This window comes from Halomicrobium urmianum, assembly GCF_020217425.1.
In the GTDB taxonomy this organism is placed as follows: domain Archaea; phylum Halobacteriota; class Halobacteria; order Halobacteriales; family Haloarculaceae; genus Halomicrobium; species Halomicrobium urmianum.
Genome location: NZ_CP084090.1, coordinates 2,816,957 through 2,834,076, shown reverse-complemented (window position 1 = coordinate 2,834,076; position 17,120 = coordinate 2,816,957). Strand labels below are relative to the sequence as shown.

The 17,120-nt window shown below is 67.6% G+C and carries 18 protein-coding genes and 3 pseudogenes; 9 read left to right on the top strand and 12 right to left on the bottom strand.

Translation table 11 applies throughout. The annotated features are described in order from the left end of the window. Positions 1-7: 7 nt before the first annotated feature. Genes LCY71_RS14115 through LCY71_RS14105 form a run of 3 tightly spaced genes read right to left on the bottom strand, consistent with a single transcriptional unit; the run spans position 8 to position 3,628 of the window. A complete protein-coding gene (locus tag LCY71_RS14115; RefSeq protein WP_225333787.1) occupies positions 8-1,168 on the bottom strand; it encodes a PP2C family protein-serine/threonine phosphatase in 1,161 nt (386 codons plus the stop codon). A gap of 2 nt (positions 1,169-1,170) precedes the next feature. After that, positions 1,171-2,409 carry a serine/threonine protein kinase gene (locus tag LCY71_RS14110; RefSeq protein WP_225333786.1) on the bottom strand — a complete coding sequence of 413 codons (1,239 nt, stop codon included), beginning with the start codon at positions 2,407-2,409 and terminating at the stop codon, positions 1,171-1,173. A gap of 40 nt (positions 2,410-2,449) precedes the next feature. Continuing rightward, positions 2,450-3,628: a vWA domain-containing protein gene (locus LCY71_RS14105; protein ID WP_225333785.1), complete on the bottom strand. Its 1,179-nt coding sequence runs from the start codon at positions 3,626-3,628 to the stop codon at positions 2,450-2,452. 231 nt (positions 3,629-3,859) lie between these two features. Here LCY71_RS14105 and LCY71_RS14100 point away from each other — a divergent pair, with 231 nt between their 5' ends. The 4 genes and pseudogenes from LCY71_RS14100 to LCY71_RS14085 form a co-directional block, all read left to right on the top strand. Continuing rightward, positions 3,860-4,387 (top strand): hypothetical protein, encoded by a 528-nt coding sequence (locus LCY71_RS14100; RefSeq protein WP_225333784.1) that lies wholly within the window; start codon positions 3,860-3,862, stop codon positions 4,385-4,387. A 102-nt stretch (positions 4,388-4,489) separates the two neighbouring features. Continuing rightward, the gene (locus LCY71_RS14095; RefSeq protein ID WP_225333783.1) at positions 4,490-5,224 is read left to right on the top strand and encodes a hypothetical protein; all 735 of its coding nucleotides are present in this window, start codon (positions 4,490-4,492) and stop codon (positions 5,222-5,224) included. Between the two features lie 495 nt (positions 5,225-5,719). Further along, a complete protein-coding gene (locus LCY71_RS14090; RefSeq protein ID WP_225333782.1) occupies positions 5,720-5,863 on the top strand; it encodes a DUF2080 family transposase-associated protein in 144 nt (47 codons plus the stop codon). Further along, a pseudogene (locus tag LCY71_RS14085) lies at positions 5,864-6,697 on the top strand (RNA-guided endonuclease InsQ/TnpB family protein); the annotation flags it as partial. Between the two features lie 21 nt (positions 6,698-6,718). Here the strand turns inward: LCY71_RS14085 and LCY71_RS14080 are convergent. Then, positions 6,719-7,495, bottom strand: a pseudogene (locus LCY71_RS14080) (transposase). Positions 7,496-7,536: 41 nt separating this feature from the next. On the opposite strand from LCY71_RS14080, the pseudogene LCY71_RS14075 reads away from it, so the two are divergent. Then, positions 7,537-7,950, top strand: a pseudogene (locus tag LCY71_RS14075) (RNA-guided endonuclease InsQ/TnpB family protein); the annotation flags it as partial. A gap of 12 nt (positions 7,951-7,962) precedes the next feature. Here LCY71_RS14075 and LCY71_RS14070 read toward each other — a convergent pair. Further along, positions 7,963-8,931, bottom strand: a complete 969-nt coding sequence (locus LCY71_RS14070) for a phosphoadenosine phosphosulfate reductase family protein (protein ID WP_225333780.1) — start codon at positions 8,929-8,931, stop codon at positions 7,963-7,965. 157 nt (positions 8,932-9,088) lie between these two features. Between LCY71_RS14070 and LCY71_RS14065 the strand changes: the two genes are divergently transcribed. Both LCY71_RS14065 and LCY71_RS14060 read left to right on the top strand, forming a co-directional pair. Further along, entirely contained in the window at positions 9,089-9,691 is a 603-nt protein-coding gene (locus tag LCY71_RS14065; RefSeq protein WP_225333779.1) for a stage II sporulation protein M, read from the top strand. Between the two features lie 39 nt (positions 9,692-9,730). Beyond that, on the top strand, positions 9,731-10,222 hold the full coding sequence (locus LCY71_RS14060) for an AAA family ATPase (RefSeq protein WP_225333778.1): 492 nt from the start codon (positions 9,731-9,733) through the stop codon (positions 10,220-10,222). Between the two features lie 184 nt (positions 10,223-10,406). On the opposite strand, the gene LCY71_RS14055 is transcribed toward LCY71_RS14060, so the two are convergent. Next, the gene (locus LCY71_RS14055) at positions 10,407-11,006 is read right to left on the bottom strand and encodes a DUF7110 family protein (protein WP_225333777.1); all 600 of its coding nucleotides are present in this window, start codon (positions 11,004-11,006) and stop codon (positions 10,407-10,409) included. Positions 11,007-11,203: 197 nt separating this feature from the next. After that, positions 11,204-11,539 (bottom strand): 2Fe-2S iron-sulfur cluster-binding protein, encoded by a 336-nt coding sequence (locus tag LCY71_RS14050; RefSeq protein WP_225333776.1) that lies wholly within the window; start codon positions 11,537-11,539, stop codon positions 11,204-11,206. Positions 11,540-11,660: 121 nt separating this feature from the next. Between LCY71_RS14050 and LCY71_RS14045 the strand changes: the two genes are divergently transcribed. Next, complete coding sequence (locus LCY71_RS14045; RefSeq protein WP_225333775.1) at positions 11,661-13,070, top strand: geranylgeranyl reductase family protein; 1,410 nt, start codon at positions 11,661-11,663, stop codon at positions 13,068-13,070. 119 nt (positions 13,071-13,189) lie between these two features. Here the strand turns inward: LCY71_RS14045 and LCY71_RS14040 are convergent, their stop codons facing one another. The 4 genes from LCY71_RS14040 to LCY71_RS14025 all read right to left on the bottom strand — a co-directional run bounded on the left by LCY71_RS14040 (position 13,190) and on the right by LCY71_RS14025 (position 15,969). Continuing rightward, positions 13,190-13,564, bottom strand: coding sequence for a CBS domain-containing protein (locus LCY71_RS14040; protein WP_225333774.1), 375 nt, complete (start codon positions 13,562-13,564; stop codon positions 13,190-13,192). A 71-nt stretch (positions 13,565-13,635) separates the two neighbouring features. Further along, positions 13,636-13,995, bottom strand: coding sequence for a DUF7967 family protein (locus tag LCY71_RS14035; protein WP_373325135.1), 360 nt, complete (start codon positions 13,993-13,995; stop codon positions 13,636-13,638). A gap of 37 nt (positions 13,996-14,032) precedes the next feature. Continuing rightward, positions 14,033-15,307 (bottom strand): amidohydrolase, encoded by a 1,275-nt coding sequence (locus tag LCY71_RS14030; protein WP_225333773.1) that lies wholly within the window; start codon positions 15,305-15,307, stop codon positions 14,033-14,035. Between the two features lie 335 nt (positions 15,308-15,642). Beyond that, a complete protein-coding gene (locus LCY71_RS14025) occupies positions 15,643-15,969 on the bottom strand; it encodes an uS10/mL48 family ribosomal protein (RefSeq protein ID WP_225333772.1) in 327 nt (108 codons plus the stop codon). A gap of 214 nt (positions 15,970-16,183) precedes the next feature. Here LCY71_RS14025 and LCY71_RS14020 point away from each other — a divergent pair, with 214 nt between their 5' ends. Continuing rightward, complete coding sequence (locus tag LCY71_RS14020) at positions 16,184-16,615, top strand: bis(5'-nucleosyl)-tetraphosphatase (RefSeq protein WP_225333771.1); 432 nt, start codon at positions 16,184-16,186, stop codon at positions 16,613-16,615. Positions 16,616-16,645: 30 nt separating this feature from the next. Here the strand turns inward: LCY71_RS14020 and LCY71_RS14015 are convergent, their stop codons facing one another. Beyond that, entirely contained in the window at positions 16,646-17,101 is a 456-nt protein-coding gene (locus tag LCY71_RS14015; RefSeq protein ID WP_225333770.1) for an RDD family protein, read from the bottom strand. Positions 17,102-17,120 lie beyond the last annotated feature (19 nt).

Sequence of the window (17,120 nt, the reverse complement as noted above, 5' to 3'; positions counted from 1 at the left end):
GCGCTGATTACTCCTCGCGGAGGATGACAGTGGCCCGGTCCTCCAGGAGCTCGGGTTCGAGCGCACGCCGCAGGGGTCGGTCGTCGGGCGTCGACGGGAGCCCCGGATCGCGGGCCAGCAGCAGCGAGAGGTTGTCCTTGCCGCCGCGCTCGTTGGCCAGGTCGATCAGGTCCTCGGCGGCGTCGGCCAGCGAATCTGTGCGCAGGACGTAATCGCGCAACTCCGCGTCCGTCACGACCGCCTCGCGGACCGACGCGGCGACCTCCTCGTCGTGTCCGGACTCGACGTACCGGTCGTACAGCACCGGCGCGTCGGTCTGGGCGTCGATCAGGCCGTCGCTGGTCACGAACAGGACGTCCTCGGCGTAGACCGGGGCGGTCTCGGTGTCGACGGGGACGGTGGCCGTCTCGGGGTCGGCGTCGCCGGTGCCGCCCAGCGCGCGCGTGATCTCGTTGCCGCGCGGATGGACGTGGGCGGCCACGTCGTCGACCTCGCCGCGGTCGCGCAACTCCTCGACCACGGCGTGGTCCTTCGTGAGCAGTTCGATCCGGTCCCGGGCGGCGTTGACCAGGTACGCCCGGCTGTCGCCGACCCAGCCGTAGTGACAGCGCCCGCCGACGCAGACCCCGGCCACGAGGGTCGTGTACGCCGCCGTCCCGGACTCGGCGGCGTACCCGACGACCTCGCGGTGGGCCGCGACGACTGCCTCCTCGACGGCCGCCTCCAGCGACGCCGCGTCGGGCTCGTCGGGGAGGACCGCGTCGTTCACGTCGATCCCGAACGGGCCGGGGTCGCTCCGCGCCGCGCGAGCCGCGACGGGCGACAGCTCTTCGAGGGCGCGCGTCGTCGCGAGGTAGGAGGCGACGTCGCCCGCGTCGTGGCCGCCGGCGCCGTCGGCCAGCGCGAACGCGAACGCGGACCGGTTCTCGGGCGCGCCGGCCTCGCTGCCGTCGTATGCGTCGCCCGCGCCGGCCCCGCGAGCCGCACCCCGGTCCGCGTCGACGCGGGCCCCGCCGCGGACGCCACCCGGATCGCTCTCGCCGGCGTCGTCACCCGCGCGCAGCCCCGAGCGGTGCCCCTCCTCGAAGACGGACACCGCGACGCTGTCCTCGTTGATGCCGCTCGCTCGCTTCCGGTCGCCGACGTCGTATCGTGTTGCGTACTCCATGGTCATCCCGTCTGGAACTCGAATGCGACACCGTAGCTGGGGTGGACGAGCGCGATCAGGTCGCCGTCCGCGAGCCGGAACGTCTCGGGCGGGACCTCGCCGTGGCGGTCGGTGGGGTCCTCGCCCTGCTCGCGCAGACGCTCGCGGCCGGCCGCGCCCAGCACCCGCTGCCAGCCCTCGCCGGTCTGGACGTAGGTGCCGTTGAGGCTGCGGTCGCCCAGCACCCACGTCCCGCCGTCGTACTCGAACTGAATCTGGACTGTCGAGACGTACTCGTCCTCGTCCTCGATGGCGATCGCGGGGGAGGGACCGACGGCGTCCTCCCGGCCGAGGGTGTCGCCGGGGTGAATCGTGAACCGCGCGTCCGTCTGCAGGGACTGCAGGCGCGCCTGCGGCGGCGGGCTCGGGTCCTCCTGCTCGAGGACGTGGTACAGCGAGGTGGCGTTGGGGTACCGCTCCTCGTAGTCCGTCCGGGTGGCCTTCTCGACGACGGCGGCGAGGTAGGCCGGGCAGTCGACGCCGAAGTCCCGCGGGTCGATCCCGTCCTGCTTCGGGACGGTGCCCTTCAGCAGGAACAGGAGGATCTTCCCGATGGAGTAGACGTCCGACCACGGGCCCTGCCGGGCGTCGGTCCTGCTGGCCTCGGCGACCTCGCGGGGCTTGTAGGGGCCGAGGATGGTCGTCCCGGAGTCCTCGGCCTCGCCGGAGGCGTCGAACCCGGTGGCCGTGTTGAAGTCGATCAGGACGGGCGTCACCTGCCCGTCCCGCTCGGCGAGCATCACGTTGTCCGGCTTCAGGTCGCGGTAGACGATCTCGTTCTCGTGGAGGAACGACATCGCGTCCGACAGGCCCATCCCGACCTCGCGGACCTCGCCGGCGTCCAGCGTCCCGATCTCGTCGATCGCCCGATCGAGCTCGTAGCCGTCGACGAACTCGACGATGAGGACGGGCGTCCCGCCGACGTCCGTGCGGGCGAGCAGGTCCATCACGTTCGGGTGGCCGCCGGCCGCGCGGATCCGCTCTAAGGCGTCCGCCTCCGCGCCGAAGTACTCCTCGATGACGTCGGCGTCGTTCGCGGAGTCGTAGTTGGGCACCTTGACGGCGACCGTCTCGCCGGTGTCGCCGTCGACGGCCTCGTACGCGCGGGCGAACCCGCCGGCGCCGGCCTCCTCCTCGATCCGGTACCGGCCGGCGACGACGTCGCCTGGCCCGATGTCGCTGGTCGCGGCGCCGGCCGTCACGGCCGGTCACCTCCGCGCTCCCGTCCCGCTCCGTCCATCGTCACTCGAGTCGGTCCTCGTCGACGATCTGGGTGGCCTGGCTCCGCTCGGCGCGGCCGCCCTCCTTGACGAGCTGGGTCTGCTGCTCGGCCTCCTCGACGGCGGCCGCGTCCTCGCCGTGGACGACGGTCATCCGCTCGACCTCGGTCTCGGCGGCCTCGACGTTGCCCTTGCCCAGCTCGGTGCGGACGACGGTCTGCTTGTGGTCGATCGAGACGGACTCGTTGTGCTCGGCGAGCAGGTCCGCGTCGTCGGTGTATTCGACGGCCACCTCGTCGACGGCCGTCTCGCCGCGCGCGGTGAGGGTCACGTCGGCGAGCGTCGCCTCCTCGCCGAGGTCGCCGCCCGGCGCGTGAATCTTCAGGACGACGCGCTGTTGCTCCCGCTCGACGAGGTCCGGGAGCTTCACGACGGAGGTGTTGTCCTCCCACTCGACGTCGACCTCCTGGGCCTGCGGCAGCGCGCGGTAGACCTCGCTGACCTCGACGCCGGGCGCGACGTCGAGTTCCAGCTGTGCGTCCGGCGCGACCACTGATCCGGCCTGCTCGACGGCGTCGCCGAAGAACGCCTCGATGTCGCCGGGGGACTCCAGGTGCGTCCAGGTCCCGCGCGCGGTGGTGCCGAGCGTCCGGATGGTCTTCTGGTTGTAGTCCGTGCCGATGCCGGCCGACTGGATCCGCGCGCCGGCGGCGTCGATCTCCCGCGCGAGGTCGGCGAAGTCGGCGGGCTGGTGCTCGTTGTCCTTGCCGTCCGACAGCAGGAGGAGCCGGCGGACGGCGTCGGGTCCCGCACGAGAGCCGTGCAGCGATTCGGCGGCCGCGCGCAGCCCGCTGTACATGTCGGTACCGCCGCCGGCGGAGAGGTCGTCGACGTCGTCCATCGCGTCGTCGCGCTCGATGTCGCCCCACCGGGTCGCCGGCAGGATCACTTCCGCGTCGGTGTCGAAGGCGACGACGCTGACCCAGTCGTCGTCGTCGAGCAGGCCGAACACCCACGCTGCGCCGTCGCGGGCGCGCTGGATGTTCTCGCCCTGCATCGACCCGCTCGTGTCGATACAGAGGGCGACGTGGCGGCGGGGGCTCGCGGTCTGCTCGCCCGGCTCGACGTCGATTTCCGCGGTGAGGGTCGCGCCGTCGGCGGGGAGGTACGGGCGGTTGACGCTGGTCTCGATCGTAGCCATGCTTGTTGGTCTATTCCCAGACCTATGAATAAATTGTGCCGGTTACCAGCCGAGAACTGCCCGTTCGACGGCGGCGGTCTACCACCGTTCGTCCGGTCCCGGAATCGGAGACGAGCGAGATCGACCGAGTAGTCCGCGTTCTCCGCGGTTCCCTCCGGCTTCGACTGGAGGACCGACGAGTACCCCCGCTTTCGCGGGCCTCTAAGTGTTCGCGCTCCAACATCCGGAGGAATGCCCGACGGTTCTCTCGTCCCGCTGGATCGTCGTCACCTGCGCGGACTCGCGCTGGTGGTGTGCCTCCTCGCGGTGGCCTCGCTGGCGGCCTCGGCCGTGACGGACCGCGACACGGCCAGAGCGACCGCAGCCGTCCCCGACGGCGAGCGCGACCGGACCCTGGTCGCGACCGTCGACGGAACGGGGCCGGGACAGATCGTCGCCTACGGACCGAACGGCTTGGTCGCGTACCGGAACGACTCGCTGACTCTCTACCACGACGTCGACCCGACGCCGACCGGCGCTCGCACGGTCAAGTTCGTCGCGAGCGACGCGGTCGACGACCACCGGTGCGGCGGCGAGGACTGCCTCCGGAACGTCGTTCGCCGGGTGAACCTGTCGACCGGCGACGGCGAGGCCGTCCACGAGTTGTACCACCGCCGGAACGGATCGACGCAGATCCACGACGTCGACCGCGTGAACGAGTCGGTCCTGCTGGTCGCCGACATCAGCTACCCCGACCGCGTGTACATGATCGACACCTAGGCGGATGAAGTCATCTGGGAGTGGCGGGTCAGCGAGGTCTACGAGCCCGACAGCGGGGGCGCGTACCCCTCCGACTGGACGCACCTCAACGACGTGGAGCTGGTGGAGATCGACGGCGGCGAGGTCGTCATGGCCAGCCTGCGCAACCAGGATCAGGTGATCTTCGTCGAGCCCGGACGGGGGCTCCTCGAGGACTGGACGCTCGGGGAGGACGGCGACCACGACAAGCTGTACGAGCAGCACAACCCCGACTACATCCCGCCCGAGCGGGGCGGTCCCGCCGTCCTCGTCGCCGACTCCGAGAACAACCGGGTCGTCGAGTACCAGCGTGAAGACGGGAGTGGGGCGATCAACGCGAGCCGAACGTCGCCGGACGAGTCCGGCGGAAAGTGGGTCGAGTCGTGGACCTGGACCGACGAGCGCCTCCTGTGGCCCCGCGACGCCGACCGCCTCCCGAATGGAACCACGGTGATCGCCGACTCGCACGGCGAGCGCGTCCTGGCGGTCCGCCCGGACGGATCGGTCGCCTGGTCGCGTCCCGCCCCCACTGGGAGCTACGACGTCGAGGTGCTCGGGACGGGCGACGAGCGCGCCTGCGGCGCGAGCGTGGCCCGGCTCGGTTACGAGTCCCAGCGGGCGTCGCCGTTCGACGACGTGGATCCCGCCCACTGGCTCGTGGCGACGGTCCCGCCGCTTCTCCTGCACGGTACCCTCTTCGCGCTCCCGGCGTGGGCGTCCCCGCTCGACGCGGCGCTCGTCCTCGCGGCCGCTGCCGCCGTCGCGCTGTGGTTCGCCGCGGAGGCAGCCGTCGCCGTCCGCGACCGTCGACGGCAGTGATTCGGTGACCGCCGACGGCAGTGACTCGGCGGCCAGTGAAGACGTCAGCGGTGGTCCCGACCGTCTGACCAGACGAGCGCCTGCGAGGCGGTCTTCGAGAGCGGCAGAATAAGAGAAGCGGGCGTCGAGTAGAACGGCCGTTCGCCGGCTTACCTGAAAACCAGGCACTAATGCCCCGTCCTCAAGGAGTCGGTCGAGAGAGCGTAGCTCTCTCGTGATCACGAAAATCTTCGATTTTCGGACGACAACACAGGGAACGAAGTGACCGAGTAGCTAACGAGAGCGGAGCTCTCGTTCGCACGTCAGAACGTGAAGCGTTCTGAGGACGCAGTAGGGCGGGGATACAACGTCATCAGAAATCGAAGATTTCTGATTGGCAGTCAGATTCCGATGGAATCTGACAACGCCCGTTATCATCTCACGCACACTCTGCAACGACAGATCCACAGGCCAACAGACACTTTTATCAGTCTCAACAATGTATCTACATCGTACATGGATGAGTTCACAATCAACGGCCATGAAGTCGTGAACGGCGACGTGAAAGCCACCGGCAACGGCGCTCACGTCTATGTCCCGAAACGCTGGCGTGGCGCGGACGTGAAGGTCGTCCGTACTTCTGACCCCGACGACGAATAGATGAACTACAACTACAGGTATCGATTGAACCCGACTGACGATCTCCGCGAGCGATTAGCGTGGACTGTCGATACCTGTAGGCAGGTCTACAACCATTTCCTCCACCGCCTCAACAGACACGACGATACGTCGGCGTACCCCGAGCAGAAACGCCTACCGGACCTGAAAGACTGGTGGACTGACCTGCGAGACGTTCACTCGAAGGTGTTGCAGAAAGTCGTCCAGCGGTTGTACGACAACCTCTCGACGCTCAAAGGCCGAAAGCAGAACGGCTACAGCGTCGGGGAGTTGCAGTGGAAAGCGCCGAGTGAGTACCAATCGTTCACCTATAGTCAGTCCGGCTTCGAGCTCAAAAACACGAGTGGTCGGACTCGACTATGGCTCTCGAAGATTGGTGACATTCCCATCACTTTCCACCGCGACCTGCCTGACGACGCCACCATCAAGACCGTCACAGTCAAACGGGAACCCACCGGCAAGTGGTACGCCATCTTTGGCATCGAAACTCCCGACGACCCACCCGAGAAGCCCGACGAAGTGACTGACGCAGTTGGCATCGACGTGGGAATCCTCAAATACGTCCACGACAGCGATGGAACCGCCGTCGGGTCGCCGGACCTTTCCGACGAACGCGAGCGGTTGGATTGCGCTCAACGCAACCTCTCACGGAAGGAACACGGCTCAAACAATTGGGAGGAACAGCGCAAGACGGTCGCTCGATGCCACGCCGACCTGAGGCGCAAGCGGCGAGACTTCTTGCACAAACTCTCGGCGTACTACGCCCGCGAGTACGACCTTGTAGCGGTCGAGGATTTGGACGTGACTGCTCTATTGAATCCACGGACAGCGTAGGGATCACTCTTTGATTGCTTGCTCGAGGTTGTAGACTGCGGCGGTAAGCACGAGTTCACGAAACGCTCGGTACCAGACGCCCGGTCTGACAGCGGAGCCGTATCGGCGTTTGATGGCCGAGAATGCGCTCTCGGCCAGCCAGCGCTGCCCGTAAAGATCGCTGTCCAACCGTGCGTTGTGGGCGTGGTCGTAGTGGGCGAACAGCCGATGTTTGATCACTGGCCGGACGCCGTCTGAACGGGGTGCGTCCCGCAGTGATTGGTCGTCATAGCCGTTGTCGCCGGCGAGACTCTCTATTTTGTCGGTGTTGCGCAGCGCAACCTGACGGCCCACCCGGGTATCGTGGGGCCAGTGTGCCGAGTCGCCGGGATCGCAGCGGGCTGCTGACCGGTCGAGCAGTTGGCGCCAGATGCGGGTCGGCACCCGCTCGAACGACCGCCGTTGGACTCGCACGCTCGTCCAACGAGCCCGGCCGCACTCCGTTCGGCCGGATGCCACAGCGTCGAGGGTGCCGGGAACTCGAAGCGGGCCAACTACAAGACCGCGCACCCGGTCTATCTCACTGGCCCAGTCGACGATTTCCGCGTCGCTCGCACTCATGTGAACCCGCAGAAAGTGCAGCGTCAGATGCTTCCAGCCGGCAAACCCGCTGCCAGCCGGGTCGCTCACCACCGCCGTGGGGCTGGCGGCACAGCGCTTTTGAGCTAGCGACGCCGCTTGTGTAACGAAGCGGAAAGGAGTTGAGGCACATTCCCCTCTCCGCTTCGCTTCGACCTTCACAGCGACGCTATCTGCCCGCCGTCCCCGGATTCAATAAAGCAGACATGAAGGGATTGGTCGAACTTCCCGGTAATTCTCGGAACCGTGCCGGGGCCTCGTGGGGGACGTTCCTCAGAATGCTCGAATACAAGTGCGAGCGGGAAGGCACGTACTTCGCCGCCGTGGACCCTCATGGCACGACCAAAGAGTGCGCGTCGTGCGGAACAGAGACGGACAAACCGCTGTGGGTGCGCGAGCATTCGTGTCCGTCGTGTGGGTTTGAAGCGGACAGGGATGCGAATGCATCGTGGAACATCCTTTCTCGCGGCCTCGAACAAGTAGGGACGGGCTGTCCCGAATCAACGCCTGTGGAGACTGCGCTCCCTACGGACACTGATTCGGTGTCTGCAAAGCGCGTCGTGGAAGCAGGAAGTCCCACCCTCACGGAGCAAACCGCGTCAGCGGTGAGCGAGTAGGTTGGGAGGAAGTCACATGTAGCCCAGGTCGCGGAGGCGCTCCATGAGGTCCTCCTTGTCCTGGGCGCGGCCGGCGCGCTCGGTCGTGCCTTCGAGGTCCTGCTGCCATGCGGGCTCCTCGGCGGCCTTGTCGGTGCTGACCTCGCTGCCGAGCGAGCGGAACCCGGCGAAGTACTTCGGCGAGACGGGGACGTCCTCCTGCTCGACGCTCCCGGGGAGGTCGTCGTCCGTTTCGGGGACGTAGCCCTCGTCCGGGAACTCCTCGACGGTGTCCGGGACGACGAAGTTCCAGAACGCGTCCCAGACGGCGGGCTCGTCGAACTGGAGGATCGTCTGGACGCGGTCGTGGGGCGGGTAGATGTCGGGGTCGTGGCGCGGCGAGAAGAACGTCTCGTCGGCGCGGGCCTCCTGCTCGTCCCAGCGGACGCCGGAGATGATGCCGTCGACGTCGTGCTCTTCGATCGCGTCGTTGAGCGCGACCGTCTTCAGCAGGTGGTTACCGACGTAGGTGTCCAGCAGGAACGGGAACTCCTCGTCCTCGTACTCGAGGATGTTCCGAATGTGGTGCTGGTTGTGCTCGGAGAGTGCGTCGACGGGGATGTCGTCGCCGGGCTCGAGGTCGTTCTCCTCGACGTACTCGCCGACGTCCTCGTTGCGGGCCCAGATGACCTCCAGGTCCCACTCGTCGGCCCAGTGCTCGACGAAGTCGATGAGCTCGTCGAAGTGCTGGTAGTGATCGATGAAGACGACCGGAGGAACCTCCAGGTCGAACCGATCGGCGACCTCCTTGACGAAGTAGAGCGTGAGCGTGGAGTCCTTGCCGCCGGTCCACATGACGACCGGGTTCTCGTACTGCTCGAGGCCCTCCTTGGTCACCTCGATGGCCTTCTCGATCTTGTGGTTGATAGTCGGGTAATCCGCCGGGTCCTCGCCCTCGCCGTCGCTGTAGTCGACGTCGAGGTAGTCCGGAAACTCGGACATGGTAATAACATGTAATTAGGTTAGTTGTAAGTACTTTTTGGACGACTATGGGGGTGGTTCACAGGCACACGGAGGCAGTCAGACCGGTGCAGAGAGTCGACCCGCCGGAGGCCCGGTCCCCCGACCGTTAAGCGGCCGCCCGTCGTCACCGCCGACGATGACTGACCGAGCTCGGGCCGCGCGCGCCGTCGCGCGGCGGTGGCTACGGGGATACGCACTGGCGGCGTTCCTGACGCTCGCGGCCGGGGTGGTGCTCGGGTACGCGCTCGGGACGCAGGTGCCCGCCGAGTGGCTACAGCAGGGGACCGGTTCGTCGGCGTTTCTCCCCGACCGGATAACCTTCTGGACGCTCCTCTCCAACAACCTGCTCGCCATCACGGTCATCTCGCTGGGGGCCGCGTCGGCAGGCGCGCTGACCGCCTTCGCGCTCCTGCTGAACGGCGTCCTCATCGGCGCGGTGGTCCAGATCGCCCTCCGCGAGACGGACCTGCTGACCGTCGTCGCGCTCATCGCACCGCACGGAATCGTCGAGATCCCCGCGCTGCTGATCGTCTCGGCGATCGGCTACCGGTTCGGCCACCGGACGGTCCGGTACGTCCGCGGCCTAGAGGACGAACTCTTCACACGCCGGGATCTGAAGGAGGCCGGCCTGCTGTACGTCGTCGCCGCCCTCATGATCGTCGTGGCCGCCTGGATCGAGGCCGAGGTGACCCTTGCCGTCGCCGAGCGCGTCGCGGACGGCGGGACCGGCGGGGCGTGAACGGTTGCCGGCCCGTCGTCTTCCCGGCGCGCAACGCAATTGCGTCGCCACGCTCAACTTCCGCCCGTGATCGTCATCCTGTCCGGCCTCCCGGGGTCCGGGAAGACGACGCTGGCGACCGGACTGCGTGACCGACTCGCCGACCGCGGCCGCGCGGTCGCGCTCCTGCACTCGGACGACTACCGGCGGCGGACGTACGAGCAATTGTACGAGGCCGTGGCCGAGGGCGTCGAGGACGACGTCGCGAGGCCCGACGTCTGGCTGCTCGACGGCACCTTCGCCCGGCGCGAGTGGCGCAACCGCTTCTACCGCCTCGACGACGTCCGCGAGGTGTGGGTCCGGGCGCCCCTGGAGACGTGTCTCGCGCGGAACCGTCGACGTCAGGACCCCGTCCCGGACCGGGGCGTCGAGTCCGTCGCCGCCGAGTTCGACCCGCCCCGGGCGGACCTGGTGATCGACACCGACGAACTGCGCGTCGAGGCGTCGCTGGACCGACTGGAAGCGGCGGTCGCCGGATGGCTCGACGGGTAAGGTCGGCTGTATACGATGTAATTCGACGTATCAGAGTCGGCGGACGCGTCGTGCCCGTCCGCCCTCGCGAGCTCCGCCGACGTTCCGGGGACGGCACCGGCGAAGTGTGGTCCGGAGGCTACGGCAGTGGCTCCCCGTTCGACGCGCGTCGGAATGAGACCGCCAGTCGGCCGCTACGGGTCCACTATGAGATGAACTCGTTGTCCCGCCAGTTGACCGTGTCCTCGTCCTCGTCCTCTCGGGGCTCTTCAACGACGTTGATCTGCGCGGGCTTGTCCTCCCCGTCGACGATTCGGACGGCCTCGAGGTCGTCGTCGACCGCAGCGATGGCGGTAAGGGTCCCTTTCTCGGCGTTGCGAGCGACGTCGCAGAGGACCTGAAACATCGGATACTGCAGCGCCGTGTTCTGGAGCACGGTCTCGCGGTCGCCCTTGAAGCAGGCGTATTCGACGAGTTCGGAGTCCGGCTTCTCCTCCTCCTCGAGCTGGCCCCACTGCGGGCCGCCACCGCCGCCGTTCATGCCGTTGAATCCCGGCGGCTCCTCGTCTTCGGGCAGCTCCTCGTAGACGCGGTTCTCGGTGACGCTGGCCTTGAGCTGGGCGGTCGGCGTGTACTTGCTGATCGATTCGTCTTCCGCGACGGCGCTGATGATGAGCGTGTTGTTGCGGCGGGTGATCTCTACGTCCGCGATCTCCGGTGGGAGGTCGGCGTCCTCGAAGAAGTCGTACGTGTCTTCCAGTGGCAGTTCGAGTGTCGAGTGGAGTCTGTATACGCGGCTGGTCATGGTTGGTGTTGCGAACCTCGGCAGCCGTCCCCTACCGCAGAGGCTGGTGTTCGGTTGCTTCTAGGGGCCGCTAGCTTATATGACCTGTCCTTCCTGGGGGTGGACTATCCGCTTCCTAATGGGCCGCGTAACGGCGTGTTATGGATCGAAACCCCCGTATACCGTTTCTTGCAGATGTTGAAAAACGGAGTGAAACGTCAGTCGTCGGCCGCCACCGATCCGTCGGCGTCGCCTACCGCGGGCTCGGCCTCGATGCTCGGGGGGTACTCGCCCCGGTCCAGCTTCAGGTCGGAGGCGGGACGGGCCATGCAGGTCAGCGCGTACTCCTCGCGCTCCTCGTCGGTCAGTCCGCGGGCGGCGGGCTGGGTCACCTCGCCCTCGACGATCCGCGCCGAACAGGCCAGACACATCCCGACCCGGCAGGAGTACTCCTGAGCGATGCCCTCCTCGAGGCAGCGGCTCAGGATCGTGTCGGTGTCGGCGACGGTGATCTCCTCGCCCGTGCCGACGAACTCCACCGTGTACTCGGTCATGTCCCGGGGTTCGGAATCGCCCGCCAAAACTCTTGCCACAGATGCCTGTCAGCGGGAGTGAGGGCGGCGATATTGGCGACGGGAATAAAGAGTTTTCTCCCTCGGGAAATCACTGGCGTCCATGACAACGGATGCAGCCGACGGGTCCGGTGGCGACGGACGGACCGTGTCGGCGGACGTCGCCGTCGTCGGGGCCGGGACGGCGGGCTGTTACGCGGCCGCGACGCTCGCCCGCGAGGGCTACGACGTCGTCGTCGCCGAGCGCAAGGACGAGCAGGAGGCGGGCCACATCGCCTGCGGAGACGCGCTGAAGGGCGCCTCGAACTTCCCCGATGCCATCCCGAAGTCCCAGATCGAACCCGCGTTCACCAACACCGACGTCGACCACGGCCGGTTCGAGATTCCCCAGGAAGACACCGTCCTCGAGATCCCGGTGCCGGGCGAACTGGCCGTCATCGACCGCTGGGAGTACGGCCGCCGCATCATCGACGGTGCTACGGAGGCCGGCGCCGAGTTCCACTACGACACCGTCGTCCAGAACGTGCTCCAGGACGAGGACGGCACGGTGACCGGCCTGAAGGCGATGCGGAAGGGCGACCCGGTAACCTACGAGACCGACGTCGTGATCGACGCGGCCGGGGCGCTGTCGATCCTCCAGGACAAGGCCGACTTCGAGGACGCCACCTTCGACACGAACGTCACCTACTCGCAGTTCTGCTCGGGCTACCGGGAGGTCGTCGAGACCGAGGAACCGGTCCCGTGGGACGACGCGCTCGTCTTCAAGCCCACGGAGCGGTCGGCGGGCTACCTCTGGTACTTCCCGCGCACGGAGACGGAGATCAACGTCGGTCTGGGCTTCCAGATGACCGAGGAACCCATGGAGCTGGTCGACGACCTCAAGCGGGACCTCTCTGCCCGGTCGGAGTTTCAGGACGCGGAGGTCACGGACAAGCTCGGGGCCGCGCTGCCGACCCGGCGGCCTTACGACTCCGCGGTCGCGCCGGGCTTCATGGCCGTCGGCGACGCCGCGGGCCACGTCAATCCGACCACCGGAGGCGGCATCGCCGGCGCGGCCTACGCCGGCCAGTACGCCGCCGAGCAGGCCGTCGAGGCCATCGAGGACGGCCGCGTCGACGACGAGGCCGTGCTCTGGGAGTACAACGAGCGCGTCATGGACCACTTCGGCGCGCGCTACGCCGCGCTGGACGTCTACAACATCTTCACGACCGCCTACGACGTCGACGACCTGATGGGCCTGCTCGCGGCGCTGCCCGGCGAGCAACTCGCCGAGGCGCTGTACTCCGGGTCGACTGACATGAGCCTCGGGCTGAAGCTCAGGACGGCGATCAAGAGCTTCGGCCACTGGGGTACCATCTACGACCTCTACCAGACGAAACAGCTGGCCGATCGCCTGCTCGCCCTCTACGAGGAGTACCCCACCCACCCCGGCGCGTTCGACCGGTGGCAGGCCCGACGGGACGACCTGATGGACGAGATCTACGAGGTCGTCGACGCCGATCCGAAGTACTGAGCGGTCCCGGGCGGCCGTCAGACCCGCCCGGTTTCTCCCATACGGACTGTTGTAGGTCAGCACCGGTACGACCGTCCGAACAGAGACGGTCGAACCGGAACCAGCTACAACAGTCCGTGTCAGGCCATGTGCGCGGTGATGTCCGTCGACGAGACCATCCCGAGGTAGTCGTCGTCCACCACGGGGAGGTGGTTGATCCCGAAGTTCGTCATCATCGCCGCGACCTCGCCCAGTCGGAGGTCTGGCGGCACCGTCTCGACCGACTCCGTCATCACGTCCTCGACCAGCACGTCGTCCGGATCGCGGCCCTCGGCGACGGCGTCGAGGACGTCCGTGCTGGTGACGATCGACGGCGGCGCAGTCGTCACCAGCAGCGCGCTGATGTCCTCCTCGCGCATCGCCGTCGTCGCCTCGGTCAGCGTGGCGTCGGGCGTGATCGTCTCGAGCGGCGTCGACATGATGGCCTCGACGCGCGTCTGACTGCTGTCACTCATGCGAAGCGATACCGAGCCACGGACAATGAGCGTTCCCCCTGGACGAGGCGGACGCACGATCGACGAGGCGATCAGATCGGCTCGTCGGGGTCGTGGACGTCGGCCATCCGCTCGGCCTCGGTCGCGTACTGCTCGCGCTGGTCGGGGTCGTCGACCGCCCCGAGGTCGCCCGGATCGACGTCCAGCGCGGCGGTGGTGTCGCGGACGTCGGTGAAGCTCGTGAGCGCCCGCTCCTTCCGGAAGTACCGCTCGCCGTCCGGCGTGGCGTACACGAGGATAATCATGTTCTGCTCGTCGTCCGAGTAGGTCCGCTCGACCAGCCAGACGCGGACCTCGTCGGCGCCGTCCGCTGCGTCTGCGTCGGTGTCCCCGCCATCCGCTGCGTCTGCATCGGTGTCAGCGCCGCCCGCGGCGTCTGCGTTGGCGTCCATACGTGGACTTGGGGCGGGAATCCGATATATCCCCTGTCTACCGGTCCTCGGCCGCAGCGAGCAGCGTCTCGGTGAGCCAGTCGACGCCGACGGCGATGGAGGGCTCGTCGACGTCGAAGGTGGCCGTGTGGTGGCCGCCGGGGTGGTCCGTGCCGACGCCGACGTAGGCGGCCTCGCCGCCCGTCTCCTGAACGCGGCGCATGAGGTAGGTGGCGTCCTCGCTGCCGCCCAGCGCCGCCGTCCGGACCCGGGAGTCGACCCCCTTGACGCGCCCGGCGGCCTCGTAGCCCAGGTCGACGACGGCGTCGTCGTTCTTCCCGCCCGGCGCCTCGCCGGTCCGGGCGACCTCGACTTCGCAGTCGTACATGTCGGCCGCGCTCTCGATTACGTCGTCCGCACGCTCGCGCACGTATTCCATCAGCTCGGTCGTCTCGCCGCGGACCTCGCCCTCGATGCTGGCGTGTTCGGGGACGATGTTCGTCGCGGTACCGCCCTCGACGACGCCGGCGTTGACCCGCGTCGCGCCCGCCTCGTGGCGCGGGATGGCGTAGAGGTTCTGGACCGCCGTCGCCAGCGCCTGGACGGCGTTGCGGCCCTGCGCGGGATGGCCGCCCGCGTGCGCGGGTTCGCCCTCGAAGTCCGCCCGAAACTGACTGACGGCGAGAATCTCCTCGATGCCGGCCACGACCTCGCCGGTGGGGTGGTCCAGCCCCAGGTGAACCGCGAGCAGGACGTCCACGTCGTCGAGGTGGCCGCTCTCCGCGACCGGCCGCGCCCCGCCGACGACCTCCTCGGCCGGCTGGAAGACGACCTTCAGCGTCCCTTCGAAGTCGCTCTCGGCGACCGCCTCCAGGACGCCGACGCCGATAGCCGCGTGGCCGTCGTGCCCGCACGCGTGCATCGCGCCCGTCTCCGAGCGGAACCCCTCCGCCGCCGGGTAGTGGTGGGGACCCGTCGACTCCTCCCGCGGCAGGCCGTCGACGTCCACCCGCAGCGCCACCGTCGGCCCCTCGCCCCGCTCCAGCGTCGCCATCAGGCCCGTCCAGCCCCCCGCCAGGCGCTCCAGCACGTCCTCGTCCGCGCCTGCGTCGAGGGCCCGCTCGTACCACTCCGCGAGGTCGTCCTCGTCGGGCACCGAGAGCCGCTCGCCGGACGCGAGCAGGTCCGGTCCCAGGACGACGTCGTCGACGCCGATCCGCTCGCACTCTTCGACGAGCCGCGCCGTCGTGTAGAACTCCCGCCACGCCGGTTCGGGATGCCGGTGGAGGTCCCGCCGCAGCGATACCAGTCGATCGTACCGTTCCGCGTCCATACCCGTCTCTGGAGCAGGCGGGACTTATATGCGCGGCGAGCCAGGGGCGGAAGGTGCTCTCGACGGTTCGACCGCCAGTGGAGGTGCCGAGAACAACCAGAAAGTCCCCGGGCGTTCGACCGCCCCTTCAGTCCCGTTCAACAGGCTGATCCACCGGTGTGGGTGGGACTGAAAGGGGCCGCTCGCTCGGCGATGGCGGACGAAGCAAGCACTGGAGTGACCGTAGGGAACGAAGCGCGCAGCGAGCCCCCCGAGTCGACGAGCGGAGGCTTTCTGGCTGTTGTGGACAGTTGCCATGAGCGGCGCAGGAACAGTGGAAGACCCGTCGAGTACACCTAGGAGCCCAGGTGGCTGCGCTGTTCGATCTCGGCCTCGACGTGGATGCCCTGGGGGAACTCCCGTTCGGTGACGTCGCGGGCGAACTCCTGGTGGTCGACGATCTCGACGGTGCGCGTGTAGACGGTGTAGTCCCAGGACTCGAACCGGCCGCCGTCGGGGGCCAGCGACTTGGACTGGGGCACGCGGTGGTGCTCCGGCGGACGGGGATGTGGCCCTTTCAGTTCCACGCCCTTGCGCGCCGCCCGGTCCTTGATGTCGTCGACGACGTCGTCGAGTCGGCGGCGGTCCCCGCTCTCGAGCGTGAGTTTGGTGACGAACGGCATCAGTGTCGGGTGAACGGGCGACCCTCAAAAGGGCTCGCTTTCGACCTCGCCAGACGCGACCGCTCGGAGTGATAACGCGATCGTACCGACCGGTAAGCCCGTCGTACGGGCCGTAGACGGCAGTTACTTCGGCGCCGTGCGGGAGTCTCGTGTGCGATTTGGTCTCGTCGGTCCTCCGATATGCTCTTAAGTATCCGGCCGGTAGCCTGTGGTAATGATCGAGGCCACGAGCGCGGGAGCCATCCTCTTTCGCGATACGCGTGGCCGGCGGGAGTACCTGCTGCTCAAGTCCCGCCCCGGCGACTGGGAGTTCCCCAAGGGCGGGGTCGAAGGCGACGAGGAGCTGCAACAGACCGCCATCCGCGAGGTGAAAGAGGAGGCCGGAATCAGCGACTTCCGGCTCTTGGACGGCTTTCGCAAAGACTACGACTACGTCTTCGAGGCGAACGGGAAGACCATCCACAAGACGGTCCACCTGTTCGTCGCCAAGTCATACGAGGCGTCGGCCGAACTGTCGAACGAACACCGCGACCTGCAGTGGCGCGACTACGAGCAGGCGATCAACACGGTCACGCAGGACGGTCCCCGCGAGATCCTGGAGGACGCACACGAGTTCCTCGACGAGCGCGAGGACGAAGAGGAGTAGGGGCGTCGGCCTGAAATCGTGCGTCGGGTTCTAGCTCTCGACGACGTACGTGCTGGCCGCGAGGTCGCCGACTCGCTGCTCGTCGTCGGTCAGCACGACGGCGATGATACCGACGATGTAGAGGAACGGCAGCGCGTCGACGATCCGGAGCAGGTTGCGGATGATCGATTCGCCCCAGCCGATGGGGCTACCATCTTCGCCGACGACGGTGATGCTCAGGAGCATCTTCCCGAGCGTCTGGCCGTAGAGAGCCTCCAGAACGATGAAGTAGGCGAACATGATGAGCGGCGTAAGCAACTGCAGACCGACCACGACGCCGGCCATGCCGTTACTACCCGGACCGCCGCCCATGGGAACCGCGAAACCGATCGCCATGGTGAGGACGGCCGCGACGATCCCCATGAGGATGCTGTCGACGATCAGTGCGACAGCGCGCTTCCCGAGTCCGGCCTTCTGATTCACGTCTAGCGTCGAATTCGTGTTCATGCAATGTGCCTACCGATAT